13 protein-coding genes are annotated in these 13,768 nt (G+C 61.5%); 4 read left to right on the forward strand and 9 right to left on the reverse strand.

Annotation, left to right across the window (positions count from 1 at the left end):
• Positions 1-4 precede the first annotated feature (4 nt).
• The 4 genes from HRU92_RS08075 to HRU92_RS08090 are packed head-to-tail and all read right to left on the reverse strand — an operon-like array spanning position 5 to position 3,338.
• A complete protein-coding gene (locus HRU92_RS08075) occupies positions 5-736 on the reverse strand; it encodes an amino acid ABC transporter ATP-binding protein (protein WP_172123628.1) in 732 nt (243 codons plus the stop codon).
• Entirely contained in the window at positions 723-1,373 is a 651-nt protein-coding gene (locus tag HRU92_RS08080) for an amino acid ABC transporter permease (protein WP_172123629.1), read from the reverse strand. Before HRU92_RS08080 ends, HRU92_RS08075 begins: the two co-directional genes overlap by 14 nt.
• Before the next feature lie 11 nt (positions 1,374-1,384).
• Positions 1,385-2,053 (reverse strand): amino acid ABC transporter permease, encoded by a 669-nt coding sequence (locus HRU92_RS08085; protein ID WP_172123630.1) that lies wholly within the window; start codon positions 2,051-2,053, stop codon positions 1,385-1,387.
• Between the two features lie 4 nt (positions 2,054-2,057).
• Positions 2,058-3,338 (reverse strand): alanine racemase, encoded by a 1,281-nt coding sequence (locus HRU92_RS08090; protein ID WP_172123631.1) that lies wholly within the window; start codon positions 3,336-3,338, stop codon positions 2,058-2,060.
• 139 nt (positions 3,339-3,477) lie between these two features.
• Between HRU92_RS08090 and HRU92_RS08095 the strand changes: the two genes are divergently transcribed.
• Positions 3,478-4,410, forward strand: coding sequence for a pyridoxal-phosphate dependent enzyme (locus tag HRU92_RS08095; protein WP_172123632.1), 933 nt, complete (start codon positions 3,478-3,480; stop codon positions 4,408-4,410).
• A 24-nt stretch (positions 4,411-4,434) separates the two neighbouring features.
• Here HRU92_RS08095 and HRU92_RS08100 read toward each other — a convergent pair whose 3' ends face one another.
• Positions 4,435-5,616, reverse strand: a complete 1,182-nt coding sequence (locus HRU92_RS08100; RefSeq protein ID WP_172123633.1) for a M20/M25/M40 family metallo-hydrolase — start codon at positions 5,614-5,616, stop codon at positions 4,435-4,437.
• A 288-nt stretch (positions 5,617-5,904) separates the two neighbouring features.
• Here HRU92_RS08100 and HRU92_RS08105 point away from each other — a divergent pair, with 288 nt between their 5' ends.
• The 3 genes from HRU92_RS08105 to HRU92_RS08115 all read left to right on the forward strand — a co-directional run bounded on the left by HRU92_RS08105 (position 5,905) and on the right by HRU92_RS08115 (position 9,372).
• On the forward strand, positions 5,905-7,581 hold the full coding sequence (locus tag HRU92_RS08105; RefSeq protein ID WP_173088005.1) for a M14 family metallopeptidase: 1,677 nt from the start codon (positions 5,905-5,907) through the stop codon (positions 7,579-7,581).
• Positions 7,582-7,722: 141 nt separating this feature from the next.
• Positions 7,723-8,862, forward strand: a complete 1,140-nt coding sequence (locus tag HRU92_RS08110; protein WP_173088007.1) for an NADH:flavin oxidoreductase/NADH oxidase — start codon at positions 7,723-7,725, stop codon at positions 8,860-8,862.
• A 75-nt stretch (positions 8,863-8,937) separates the two neighbouring features.
• Positions 8,938-9,372, forward strand: coding sequence for a hypothetical protein (locus HRU92_RS08115; protein ID WP_172123636.1), 435 nt, complete (start codon positions 8,938-8,940; stop codon positions 9,370-9,372).
• 3 nt (positions 9,373-9,375) lie between these two features.
• On the opposite strand, the gene HRU92_RS08120 is transcribed toward HRU92_RS08115, so the two are convergent.
• The 4 genes from HRU92_RS08120 to ilvN form a co-directional block, all read right to left on the reverse strand.
• The gene (locus tag HRU92_RS08120) at positions 9,376-11,217 is read right to left on the reverse strand and encodes a potassium transporter Kup (RefSeq protein WP_248305338.1); all 1,842 of its coding nucleotides are present in this window, start codon (positions 11,215-11,217) and stop codon (positions 9,376-9,378) included.
• Between the two features lie 241 nt (positions 11,218-11,458).
• Entirely contained in the window at positions 11,459-12,076 is a 618-nt protein-coding gene (locus HRU92_RS08125) for an NADPH-dependent FMN reductase (protein WP_127753523.1), read from the reverse strand.
• 236 nt (positions 12,077-12,312) lie between these two features.
• The gene (locus tag HRU92_RS08130; RefSeq protein WP_127753524.1) at positions 12,313-13,056 is read right to left on the reverse strand and encodes a pyridoxine 5'-phosphate synthase; all 744 of its coding nucleotides are present in this window, start codon (positions 13,054-13,056) and stop codon (positions 12,313-12,315) included.
• Between the two features lie 85 nt (positions 13,057-13,141).
• A complete protein-coding gene (ilvN, locus tag HRU92_RS08135; RefSeq protein ID WP_127753525.1) occupies positions 13,142-13,696 on the reverse strand; it encodes an acetolactate synthase small subunit in 555 nt (184 codons plus the stop codon).
• Positions 13,697-13,768: the final 72 nt, after the last annotated feature.

Here is a 13,768-nt window from a genome sequence, read left to right on the forward strand (position 1 = left end):
CAGCTTAGTTGTGCGTCGAGCTGATGAACGCCCGCAGTTCCGGCGTCTGGGGATTGCCAAACACCGCTTCGGGAGTGCCCTCCTCCCAAATCTTTCCTTGATGCATGAACACCACCTTGCTCGCCACATTGCGGGCAAACGACATTTCGTGGGTGACCAGCACCATGGTCATGCCCTGGCGGGCCATATCTTCCATGACCTTGAGAACCTCGCCGACCAGCTCCGGATCAAGCGCCGAGGTCACTTCGTCGAAAAGCATCAGCTCCGGCGCCATGGCGAGGCAGCGGGCAATGGCGACGCGCTGCTGCTGACCACCGGACAATTGCTCGGGCCAGGCGTCGATCTTTTCGATCATCCCCACTTTGGTCAGGCATTCTTCGGCCAGCTTGCGCGCCACGATCTTGTTGACCTTGCCCGTCAGCACCGGCGCCAGGGTGACGTTTTTTTCAACATTCATGTGGGGGAACAGGTTGAACTGCTGGAACACGATGCCGACGCGCTGACGGTATTCGCGCAGCCCCTCCATCTTGGCGCTAATCTGCCGGCCGCCCACTTCGATCGTGCCGCCCTGGGTTTCCTCAAGGCCATTGATGCAGCGCAGCAGCGTCGATTTTCCCGATCCCGACCGGCCGATCAGGGCGACGATGTCGCCTTTTTCCACCGTGAGCGAGACGCCCTTTAGGACTTCGAGATCCTTGAAGGATTTACGCAGGCCTTTGATTTCAACGAGAGCCATGCAGACGGACCTCCAATTTGCGCGACAAGAGGGTCAAAGGAAAACAGATCGCGAAGTAGATCGCGGCGATGATGGAATAAACCAGTAGGGGCTGGAGGGTCGCCGCGGCAGAGAGCTGCCCGGCCCGCGTCAGCTCGATAAAGCCCACAATGGCGGCGAGAGAAGTGCCCTTGATCAGCTGGACCAGGAACCCGACCGAAGCCGGCAAGGCGATGCGGAAGGCCTGCGGCGCAATCACATAGCGGAACTGCTGCACCTTGCTGATCCCCAGCGAGGCGCCCGCTTCCCACTGGGTGCGCTTAATCGCCTCGATGCCGCCGCGCCAGATCTCACCAAGGAATACCGCGGTATAGATGGTGTAGGCGATCACCACAGCCATGAGTGGCGGAATGCGAATGCCCAGGAACACCGGCAGCCCGAAATACACGAACATCAGCAGCGCCAGCAGCGGAATGCCTTGCATGATCTGGAGCACGATCGCCGCCAGCCAACGCACGGGTGGCAAACGCGAAATGCGCATGGTGGCAAAGCCCAGGGCCAGCGGCGCGCCCAGAACAAGAGCCATAACGACCAGCAGCACCGTGTACTGAAACGCCGTTGCGAAGGAGAGCAGATCGATCGAACCGAATGAACGCATCTTGCCTCTCCTCAGCGCGCAGTTGGCCAGCGGAAAGCAAGCTTTCCGAACGCAAAGAAGAAGAGCCGGAAGGCAATCACCATGCTCACATAGATCGCCGAGATCAGCGCATAAACCTCAAAGCTGCGGAAGGTCCGGCTGTCGACGAAAGCTGCCGTGTGGAACAGCTCTTCGGTGGAGATGAACGAGGCAATCGAGGTGCCGAGCAGCAGCAGGACGAACTGACTGGTCAGCGAGGGATAAACATTGCGCAGCGCCGGCAGCATGACAACATGCAGGAATACCTGCAGCTTGGTTAGCCCCAGGCAATGCCCCGCCTCCATCTGCGAACGCGGAATTGAAGCAAGGCCGGACCGGACGATTTCCGTTACGAAGGCGCCGAAATACAACGTCAACGCCACCACCGAAGCCTCGAAAGGCGGCAGCCGCAAACCGATGGTGGGAAACACGAAAAAGATGATGAAGATCTGGATCACCGGCGGGGTGTTCCGGATCAGCTCGATATAGGAGCGGATAACGAGATTGATGGCGCGGTTGCCCCGGCCCAGCAGCAAGGCGCACACCAGCCCGAGAATGAGACCTGCGGCCCCGGCTTGGAAGGCCAGCTTCAAAGTAGTCAGGATGCCTTCGATGAAGGCGTCTTGGTATCGAAACAGCGGGCGGAAATTAAACAGATTCATGGACCTATCCGAAATGCGTCCGCAGGGCCCCGATGATCTTGCCGTCTGGGGCGGTCTCCAGCATCCAGGACCAGCGGTCCAGGGCTGTGCAGGGATGGGAGATGCCGAAGCTGACGACATCGCCCACGGCAAGGTCAGCCTTGGCAGGTAGCTTCAGGAAGGCGTGCTGGTCGTTCAGCTTGGTGACCGTGACATCTTGGGGCAAGGCCAGATCCCGCCCTGCCCGCCAACCCGCTATCGGCACCGGCAGACCCTGGTCGAAGGACACATCGCGCATGCCCATGCCGCAGATCACCAGCCCCGGCTCGGGGCGGGACAACACTTCGGCATGAACCAGCAGCGCGGGAACAAAGGCATTGCTGGCAGCACCAAGACGGGCAGGTTCGAAGCCGCTACGATGGTCCATGTCGAGCAGGCGCTTGGCATAGATTCCGTGATCGGAAAAGAAGATTGCGCCCGAGCGCAGCAGGATGTCGCAATTGCCGTCCGCCTGGGCGACGGGCCCAAGATCATCCAGCACCAGATCGAAAAAGCTAGAACCGCCTGACGAGAGAATGAGCCGCTCGCCCGGCTGGCGAGACCGCAACAGGGCAAAGGCTTCCGAGGCAAGAGCATGCACGGCGGCGATGTCACGCCGGGTGGCGGTGGCATCGGCGGTGACCGAGGCACCCTCATAGGCCGCGATGCCCGAGGCGCGCAGATTGGGTAGGTCACTGAGGCGGACAAAGATGGCGCGGACGACGTCCAGCCCTCGCGCCCCGGCCCGACCGCCGCCAACTTCGATCAGGAAGTCTAGCCGGCGTCCGGCGGCGTCAGCCACAGCGGCTGCCGTTTCCAGCGCGGCGACGCTGTCCACATAAAGCGTCAATTTTGCCGAAGGGTATTGCGCCAAGAGACGACCGAGCCGGGCTCCACTCGAGGTGCCGCCAATCTGGTTCGCCAGCAGCAAATGATCGATTCCATGCTCGAGCATGACAGCCGCTTGCCGGATATCGGCGACCGTCATAGCGACGGCGCCCCGATTAATCAGTTCCTTGGCCAGTTCGGGCGACATCGGGGTCTTGGCATGCGGCGCGATCCGTGCACCCACAGCGGCGCAATAAGCAAACATCGCGTCGCAATTGCGATTCCACGCGGAGCGATCAAAGGTCAGGACCGGCAGCTGCGCGCTTCCATCCCGAGGGTTGAGCCCGAGCGAGCCAATCTCGCTGGCAGCGACGGAAGCCAAGTCGGCGGGGTATCCACGCTGGCTGCCGTCTAGCACGAACTGCTTCACTTTTTGCATCCATTCGCCTGATCGCAGCGCGGAAAACGCTTTGGTCTTGGTCGTGACAACGTTAACATCATATCAGCGCAACGCGGCTTGCTCGTCAATGCTCAATGCGTAAAAGCTTGGATAACTGAAGCCCAAAACGGACAAGTCGATGATCACCCTAGAAAACATTCAGGCCGCAGCAGCCCGCATCGACGGGCTGGTGCGCCACACGCCGCTGGTTGCCGCCAATCAGATCAAGTCCCCCATAACCGAGGCGAATCTGGCATTGAAGCTCGAGTGCCTGCAGGTATCGGGCTCATTCAAGGCCCGCGGCGCCATCAACAAGGTCATGTCGCTCAATGAAGCCGAGCGCGCCAAAGGCCTCGTGGCGGCTTCTGGCGGCAATCATGGGCTGGCAGTCGCGCGCTGCGGCTTTGTGCTGGGCGTGCCGGCAACGATCTTCCTCCCCAATTCCGTGGCTCCTGAGAAAGTCGCCAAGATGGAGGAATGGGGCGCCAGGGCCGTGGTGGGCGGTGATGACTTCGACCACTGCAACAAGCTCGCCCGCGCCATGGCCGAACGCGGCGAAGCCACCTATGTGCACCCCTTTGCCGACCCTTACGTGGTCGCCGGCAATGCAACGGCTGCGCTTGAAATGCTGGCGGCCCGGCCCGACACCGAGACGGTGATCATCGCGGCGGGCGGTGGCGGCTTCATCACCGGTGCAGGCACGGCCATCAAGGCGCTCAACCCCTCGATCCGCGTGATTGGCGTCGAGCCCGTGGGGTCGCCAACGCTACACGCCTCGCTGGCTGCCGGCGAGGTCGTTGAGCTTGCCAAGATCACCAGCGCAATCCCCACCATGTCGTGCCGGCGCACCGATGATGCCCTTTTCGCTCAAATGCGGACCGTGGTCGATGACGTGGTGCTGATTGAAGACGAGGATATGGCCAAGGCTGCACGCTGGCTTTGGTTTGAAATGGGCATTGCCGCCGACGCTGCCGGGTCGGCAGCCGTTGCTGCATTGCTTTCGGGCGCCTATGTCGCCCGTCCCGGTGAGAAGATCACCGTTCCGGTCTGCGGCGCCGGCCTGCCCGCCTGATTCTGCCCAGTCTGGATCGCGCCCCTAGTGAGGCGCGTCCAGATCATGCGCCAGGTCCACCAGCATCTTGGCGGCCTGGATGATCGGCGTGATCTCGGCGAACTCATCGACCGTATGGGCCTGCTCGATGCTACCCGGCCCGAAAATGACGCTCGGGATATTTGCGATATTGACCAGCTTGGTGGCGTCGGAGCCATAGGGCACCCCAACGGCCGCTTCGGGCAGCCCATGCTGGGCGCAGATCCGGCCTAACCGCTGCACTATTTCGCTCGCCGCCGGCACATCCATCGCCGAGGAATCGACAAAAGGCGCACCCACCACGATGCGCGCGTCGGGGAATAGCTCGCGAACGCCTTCCGCCAGACTTTTGAAGTGCAGGTAAACGGCCTGGCCGGTTTCGGTCGGCAGGTAGCGATAATCGAACCGGATGCGGCTGGTGCCGGGGACGGTGTTGGGCCCGATCCCCGCCTCAAAGGCCGTGCAGGTCAGGGTTGGCTTGCCAAGTAGCGGATGATCTTCGGTTCGCCGCTCCATTTCGGCATCATAGGCATCGAGCACCTTGCGCGCCACTGTGACGGCATTGATCCCCTCCTCGGGGCTGCCAGTATGGGCATTGCGCCCCTCGATCTCGACCCACCAGCGCACCGTTCCCTTGCAAGCGCGAACTACCCTGAGCGAAGTGGGCTCGCCCGCTACGCCCACATCGTAGCGTTCGCCCCGCGCCAGATGATGCATGACGCCGCGATAAGCAAATTCCTCATCAGCCGCGGCAAGGAAATCCACATCGGCCCTAGGTGGCTCCGCCTTGAGCGCGCGCAGCGCCAGCATGAAGGCTACTATGCTGGCCCCGTCGTCCACGGCGCCTCGGCCATAAAGCCGGTCGCCCTCTAGCCGCGCACCAAACGGTTCGGCCATGCCTGTGACCTGCACCGTATCAAGATGCCCTTCCCAGAGCATGCGCTTGGCGCCAGTCGTCCCCTTCACCTGCGCGATGAGGTTGGGCCGACCGGGCTCAACACTATCCAGGCTGCTTTCAATTCCATTCTCGGTGCACCAGGACTGCAGCACATCTGCAGCCGCCGCTTCTCCAAACAATGACGGGTCATCCTGTTCTGCCCGGAAGGCGGGATTGATGGACGGTACCCGCACAAAAGCGGAGAGCAGTTCGACGGCGGCGCTATGATCTATTCCGGAGTATTTTGACACTTTAAACGCTTGCTCACGTGCACGAATGACAACGTTAGCATGGCATGGAATCCTGTCGACGGGAAGCAGGTCTCTCGGCGGACCAATTTCGCCGAAGTTGTCCCTTCCTTGCATCTTGGCTACAGGCGCGCCTGCAGCCATCGGTGGAGTTAAGGGATATTCAGCTGCCTACAACCGCAACTTCAACGTTGTATATCTGCTGATTGTATTACAATCTTAGGTCATTAGATTGCCTACCCTCCTCCCGCGCTGCCTGGCGCCCTCCTCCCGACCCGAAAGGACGCCGCAATGGCCATGGTCGATATCGCGTTCGACACCTACTACACCTATGACGAAATGACGGCGCATCTGCAGGCGCTTGCCGCGGCCTATCCCAAGCTCGCCAAGCTCACCTCGCTCGCCAAGTCCCACCGCGGCCGCGATGTGTGGCTGATGGAGATCACCAATCCCGACACCGGCCCTGGACACGAAAAGCCCGGCTTTTACATCGATGCGCAGATCCATGCCGAGGAACACGCCACCAGCGCCACAGCTCTTTATGGCCTCTGGTACATCCTGACCAATTACGGCAGTGATGAAGAGGTTACCCGCTTGGTCGATAGCCAGGTGTTCTATGTGCTGCCCCGCATCAATCCGGATGGCGCCGAGCTTTCGCTGGTGGAACCCTATTACGCCTGGTGCGGCAATGGCCGCTGTCTGCCCGGCGAAGATCGCCTCGAAGGCCTTGTCCCGCAGGACATCAATGGCGATGGCCATATCGTCAATATGCGGGTCCCCGACCCGACCGGCGAGTGGAAGAAGTCCGAGCGCGATCCGCGCCTGATGGTCCAGCGCGAACCGGGCGAAGAAGGCGGCCAGTACTATCGTGTTTACCCCGAAGGACTGATCCGCAATTACGATGGCGCGCACGTAAAGATCGAGAAGCAGCAAGACGGTAATATGAACCGTAACTTCCCGATCAACTGGTCACCCCAGGAATATGGGGCGGGCGCCTATCCCTTTTCCGAGCCCGAGGCGATGGCCATGGGCAAGCTGGTGCTGGAGCACCCTAATATTTGCGGCATGTGCGCCTACCACACCCATGGCGGCATCATCCTGCGCCCATCTATGCTGAAATATGACGCCGATATGAGCCCCCGCGACCTCGCGCTCTACAAGGATCTAGGCGCTGTCGGCACCCGCCTTACCGGCTACCCAGTGATCTCGACCTATGAGGATTTTACCCCCGACAAGACCAAGGGCCGCCATGGCAGCCTTAAGGATTGGGTCTATGAAGAGCTCGGTATCATCTGCTTTTCCACCGAACTGTGGGACATGGAGCGTACCGCCGGGGTCGACAAAAAAGGTTACCTTAATCTCGGGCCACGCGACGCTGATACCCAACAGAAGGTGTTCGACTGGGTGCTCGACAATGTCGGTGACAAGGGCTTTCGCGATTGGGAGCACTTCGACCATCCTCAGCTCGGGCCAGTTGAGGTGGGCGGCATGGTTTACATCTGGAGCTACCGCAATCCCCCCGGCAAGCTGCTCGAAGAGATCTGCCACAACAACACCCTGTTCAACCTGCGCCACGCCGCGGCTGCGCCCCAGGTCAGGATCGACAAGCTCACCGTGGAAGCACTGGGCGCCGATCTCTTCAAGATCTCGGCCGTGGTTGCCAATCATGGCTATCTGCCGACCAATCTTTCCGACGTTGCCATCGAGAACAAGGTTGCCAAGCCGGTGACCGTGGCGCTCGAGCTTGACAATGCAAGCCTCATCATCAACCCGCAGCGGCAGGATTTGGGCAATCTGGCTGGCCGCAACGAGCGCAAATTCAACTGGTCGAACTGGGGTCCGCAATGGTCCCCCACCGCCAAGCCGGCTGAATGGCTGGTCCGCGCTAACGGCCCGGACGCCCGGATCACCGCTGTAGCTACGTCCGAAAAAGGCGGCACCCACCGCCTGACCGAAGCCCTCGCCTAAGGGCAAGCACATCAAACAACAACAGGGCCGGCGCAACCCGGCCCTGGTTTCCGCGCACTCAGTCTCTCTTCATCGGCACTTGCCGATGGATGCGCTTGTGTGCAATCTGCGGGTTCTGTTTTCCCCACCGGTTTTTCCCTCATGTCCTTGCTGTTTACCCCCACTGCCTTGCGCCGCCTCAAGCTGCGCAATCGCACCGTGATTGCCCCAATGTGCCAGTATTCGGCTCGCGATGGCTTTGCCAATGACTGGCACCTGGTGCATCTCGGCCGCTTTGCCATGGGTGGGTTCGGGCTGGTGATCACCGAGGCAACGGGCGTTACCCCCGAGGGCCGCATTTCCTATGCCGATCTCGGCATCTGGAAGGACGAGCACATTCCCGGGCTGACCCGCATCGTCGATTTCCTCCACGCCCAGGGTGCCGCTGCCGGCATTCAGCTGGCCCATGCCGGGCGCAAGGCCTCGACGCCCATTCCTTGGCGCAAGGGCTTTGACGAAACCGAGGAGGAAAAGCCTGGCGTCGGCTTCCAAAGCTGGACGCCAGTCGGTCCCACCGACGAGATCCACGCCGAGGGCAAGAACTTCACCAAGCCGACGGCCCTTGATGCCGCTGGCATTCGCAATGTCATCGAAGCTTTCGTCGCCGGCGCGCTGCGCGCCAATGAGGCGGGCTTTGACCTCGTCGAAATCCACGCCGCCCACGGTTATCTGCTCAACCAGTTCCTGTCGCCACTCGCCAACAAGCGCACCGACAACTATGGCGGCAGCCGCGAAAATCGCATGCGCCTCGTACTGGAAGTTACGCAGGCCGTGCGCGCCGTGTGGCCGGCCGACAAACCCGTCATCGTGCGCCTGTCGGTCAGCGACAATGATCCCGCCGGCTGGCAAGTGGAAGACAGCGTCGTGCTCGCCCGCGAGCTCAAGGCGCTGGGCGTCGATGCGATCGACTGCAGCAGTGGCGGCTTTGATTCGGGCGCCATCCGTTCCACCCCCGGCTACCAGGTGCCCTTCAGCGCCGCCGTGCGCAAAGGCGCCGATATCCCCACCATGGCGGTTGGTCTGCTCGGAGGTGATCCGGCGGCCGATGAAGCCGTGCTCGCCAATGGCGATGCCGATTTCATTGCGCTGGCCCGGGCGGCATTGGATGACCCCAATTGGGCCGTCCATGCCCGCCACGCGCTGGGAGAACCGGGCTACGAGCTGTGGCCCAACCAGGCGGCCCGGGTGCGCGAACGCGACCGCTGGCTCAAGCAGCGCGAGTTTGCCGAACAGGATACGTAAGCGCACCCATCCTATTTCTGCCGCTTTGCCGGCGGCAGATCGCTCTTGGCCAGCCGGTCAACCAGGAGAAGCTCGGTGGATACCAAAGCCGCTGTTATTGCACTGCTCAGTGTCTGGGGTGTGGGCGCCTGCCCCACCCTGCCCGCCACGGCTCAGGAAGCCGAAGGCAGCATGGAGGAGGATGAGCGCGAGACCGGCAATCCGCTGCTTAACAAGGTCTGGGTGCGCTCCGATGCTGACGAGAACCTGCCCGGCCCCATGCAGATCTTTCTGGGGGACGGCACGCTGGTCAGCGATAGCTGCTGGGAAACCTACCGGCTGTCCAAATGGCAGCAGGTCTCGTCCACGGCCATCAGCTGGGACGAAGATGGCATGACCATCGACGCCGATATCGCCACCCTCACCGAAACCGAACTGGTGCTGCGCATGCACCTGGGCACGGAAACCCAGGAACAGCGCTTCGTCACGGCAACCGTGCCCTATGTCTGCCCGGACATGCTCAAGGGCTAAGGGCTATAGCACCACCTGCGTGCCGATCTCGACGACGCGGCCCGTTGGTATGTGGAAATACTCCGTGGCGTCGCTGGCATTGCGCGCCAACCGCGTGAACAACCGGTCTTGCCAATAGCGCACCAGCCCTTGGCGCGGCCCGGGCTTGAGCGAGCGGCGCGACAGGAAGAACGAGGTCGACATGATGTCGAACTTCCAGCCCAGCTTGCGCCCCAGGATCAAGGCCTTTGGAATATTGGGGCTTTCCATATAGCCAAAGGTCACGACCACGCGGCTGAACAGCTCGTTATAGGCGTCGATCGTCACCTTCTCGTCGTCCGGCACGCGCGGGGACGCCGATGTGCGCACCGTCAGAATCACGTTTTGCTCGTGCAGCACCTTGTAGTGCTTGAGGCTATGGAGCAGCGCCGTTGGGGCGCCTTCGATATCGCTGGTCAGGAACACGGCGGTGCCGGGCACCAGTGTCGGGCGTTTCTTGGAGAGATTATCCACGAGGAACTGCAACGGCACTTCATCGCGCCGGGTCTTTTCCGCCAGGCGCCGTCGGCCGCCAATCCAGCTTGCCATGATGACCGCGACTGTCAGCGCCACCGCAGCGGGGACCCAGCCGCCCTGGAACAGTTTGGAGACATTGGCGGCGAAGAACCCGCCATCGATCACAACGAACACCACGCCGAACAGCACCACGACCGCCGGGTTCCACTTCCAATTGCGCCACATCACCACCAGCAGCAGCGCCAGGGTAACGATCATCACGCCCGAAACCGCGATACCATAGGCGTTCGACAACGCCTCGGAACTGCCGAACGCAATCACCAGCATCAGCACGCCGAGCATCAGCATCGTATTGATCTGAGGCATGTAGATCTGACCGCTTTGGGTAGCGGAGGTGTGCTGCACCACCATGCGCGGCAGCATGTTGAGCGCGATAGCCTGCTGCGCCAGGCTGTAGGTGCCCGAGATAACCGCCTGGCTGGCGATGATTGTCGCCATGGTCGCAAGTGCCACAAACGGCCCCAAGGCCCATTCCGGCTGCATTTCAAAAAACGGGCTTTCGACATTCTCGACGCCCATCTGCAACACAAAGGCGCCCTGCCCGAAATAGTTGAGCAAGAGGCACGGAAACACCAGGGCGAACCAGGCAATCACAATGGGCCGACGCCCGAAATGCCCCAAATCCACATACAGCGCCTCGGCCCCGGTCACCGCCAGGAACACAGCGCCGATCACCACAAAGGCAATGCCGAAATGCGTGGCCAGAAACTCGACGCCCAGGAAAGGATTGATCGCCAGCAGCACCGCTGGGTACTGCACAATATGCACCAGCCCGGAAATGCCCAGGGTCAGGAACCAGATCCCGGTTACGGGACCAAACACGATCGAGACCTTGGCAGTGCCAAAGCGCTGCACCATGAAGATGCCGACAATGATCACCAGCGTGATCGGCACCACCCAGCGGCGCATATTGGGGGCTACGAGTTCAATACCCTCAACCGCCGACAACACCGAGATAGCGGGAGTGATGATCGCGTCGCCAAAAAACAGCGAGGCTCCCAGCACGCCGAGTACGGTGATCCACATCGGCGGATTGGTGAAGGTCTTGCGCGCCAAGGCCATCAGCGAAAGCGTACCGCCCTCGCCCTTGTTGTCCGCGCGCGTAACGAAGAACACATATTTGACCGCGACGGTCAGCGTCAGCGCCCAAACAATCAGCGACAGCAGTCCCAGGATTTCGCTGCTGCTCGAAGCGGCACCGGGACGAATGCTCATCGCCTGCCGGAAGGCATAGATCGGGCTCGTGCCAATATCGCCATAGACCACCCCAAGCGCGCCGAGCAGCAGCATGGGCAGGTCTTTGTTGTGAGAGTGGTCGTGAAGATCGCTCGCATCGGCACCGGTGCTGGCACCGGCCGTATTCGTCTGCGTCATAAACCTGTGCTCTCATGGGTAACGGCGGGCGCCGCTATACACCTCGGATATCTCACATACAACACAACTTCTATTCAAGCGCCCAAACGCACAGGGGCCGCTCACACCGAGCGGCCCCTGACGTCAACGAAAGCTGGAGGTCTGGCTTTCGAAATACCTATTCGGCCGCGACGGCAGCCCGGGCATTATCCTGGGCGCGAGCGGCCTTGGTGGCAGTGCCCCACCAGATCAGCTGGTCTAGCATGTCCTTGGCGCTAGGGCCGATCGAGCCTTCGATATCGCTGAAGCTCTTGTTCTGGCCGCCGAGCGGATGCACGGCAAAGAAGTCGCTGCCCCCGATATGGACGGCCGAGCGGGTCGAGACCATCTGCATCTCGACGCCGATGCCGCGCAGATGTTCGGCCGCACGGGTGCCGCCAACGCTGCCATAGGCGACGATGCCGAAGGGCTTGCGATTCCACTCGACATAGGACTGGTCGATCGCGTTCTTAAGCGCGCCGGTGATGGACCGGTTGTATTCGGCGACGACGAAGATGAAGCCGTCAAACTCTGCGACCTTCTTTTGCCAGGCGACAGCACGGGGGTCGCTTGAAGGCATCCACATATTGGACGCCACTTCGTTGAAGAAGGGCAGGTCGAAATCGCGCAGGTCGACCAGTTCAGCCTCGATCTCGTCACGGGCATTGGCCTTGTCGAGAATCCACTGCGCCGGCTTGTCGCCGAAGCGGCTTTCGCGGGTGGACGAGATAATGACGCCAATCTTGAGTTTGGACATTGCGTGCCCTCCTTGGTAACAAAACGTAACTGAGGCGATATATGTGCCTGTACGATTTCCACGCAAGTGGGCACGCTCATGTCCGTGGGTTCCCCGAAGGGAGCTAAGGCACATGGGTGTAAGTATCTGACTGCCTTAAGTTGCCGGATTTCTGGGCTTTTGAGGGCTGCGCACCAACAGCTGCACTCGGTGTGTTCAACGCAGCGTTCGTCAAACCTGACCGACGGGCTGTTGGCTCAACCGCCCAGCACGGCACGATAGCGGCGTACTGCTTCGGCAAACCCCATCAGCAGCGCATCGGCCGTGATACCATGGCCGATGGAGACTTCGGCTACGCCAGGCACCGCATCCTGAAACGCGGGCAAATTGTCCAGGGTCAAATCGTGCCCGGCATTGACCCCAAGGCCAAGCGCCATGGCGTCGGCCGTGGTGCCAGCAAGCTTGGACAACTCAACCGCCGCCCGCTCGGGATCATCAAAGCAGGCGCCATAGGGGCCGGTATAAAGCTCGATCCGGTCCGCGCCCAAATCGCGCGCCGCTTCCGTGCCATAAAGCCCCGCATCGGGATCGCAAAACAGCGACACGCGGCTGCCCATCTCCTTGAGCTGCTTGATCACCGGCCACAGCATCGCCGCCGAAGCAGCAAAATCCCAGCCGTGATCGGAGGTCGCCTGTGCCGGATCGTCGGGCACCAGCGTCACCTGCTGGGGCCGCACCGCATCGATCAGCGCCAGGAAATCGTCGCTCGGATAGCCTTCGATGTTGAACTCGGCTCCGGGATAGTCCTCCCGCAGCAAGGCCGCGAGTTCGAACACATCCGTGCGCCGGATGTGGCGCTGATCCGGGCGGGGATGGATGGTGATCCCGCTTGCCCCGGCATCCAGCACCACCCGGGCGATGCCGGTTACGCTGGGCCAGGGCAGATCGCGTCGATTGCGCAGCTGCGCCACGGCATTGAGATTGACGGAAAGCAGGGTCATCGCGAAAAACTCGGCGTTGCGGTGCGGTTTAGGAACTGACTGCCATCAGCAGTACTGATCCTGCGCGCCCGGCACAACACCGCGATCACATCCCCTCGGGACCCCGGGAGATCGCCGCCAACCCAGTGCGCACCACTTCCACCAGGCCGAGCGGCGCCATCAAGGCGATGAAGCTGTCTATCTTGCTCGACTTGCCCGTCACTTCGAACACGAAGCTTTCGACGGTTGCGTCAACGATTTGCGCCCGAAACGCATCGGCCAACCGCAAGGTCTCGGCGCGGTGGTCGCCCGAACCCGCCACCTTGATCAGCGCCAGCTCGCGCTCCACCGAGCCCCCTTCGCTGGTCAGGTCATGCACCTTGTGCACCGGCACCAGGCGCTCAAGCTGCAGCTTGATTTGCACCAGCACCTTGGGCGTCGCCACCACCACCACAGTGATGCGGCTAAGTCGCTTGTCGTGTTCGGTCTCGCTGACGGTCAGGCTCTCGATATTATAGCCCCGGGCCGAAAACAGCCCCACCACGCGTGCAAGAATACCCGGCTCATTGTCCACCAGCACCGACAGCGTATGCCGCTCGATCTCCTGGTTTTCCTTGGTCATGAAATAAGCCGAACCGGTCGGCTGCAGATGTGCGTTCATTTTTTTGGTCCTCAACTGCTGGGCTCTGAAACGGTGCCTCCCGCCCCGGTATCATCCCGACCTTGAGCCGGG

This window comes from Devosia sp. 1635, assembly GCF_013185955.1.
GTDB lineage: Bacteria > Pseudomonadota > Alphaproteobacteria > Rhizobiales > Devosiaceae > Devosia.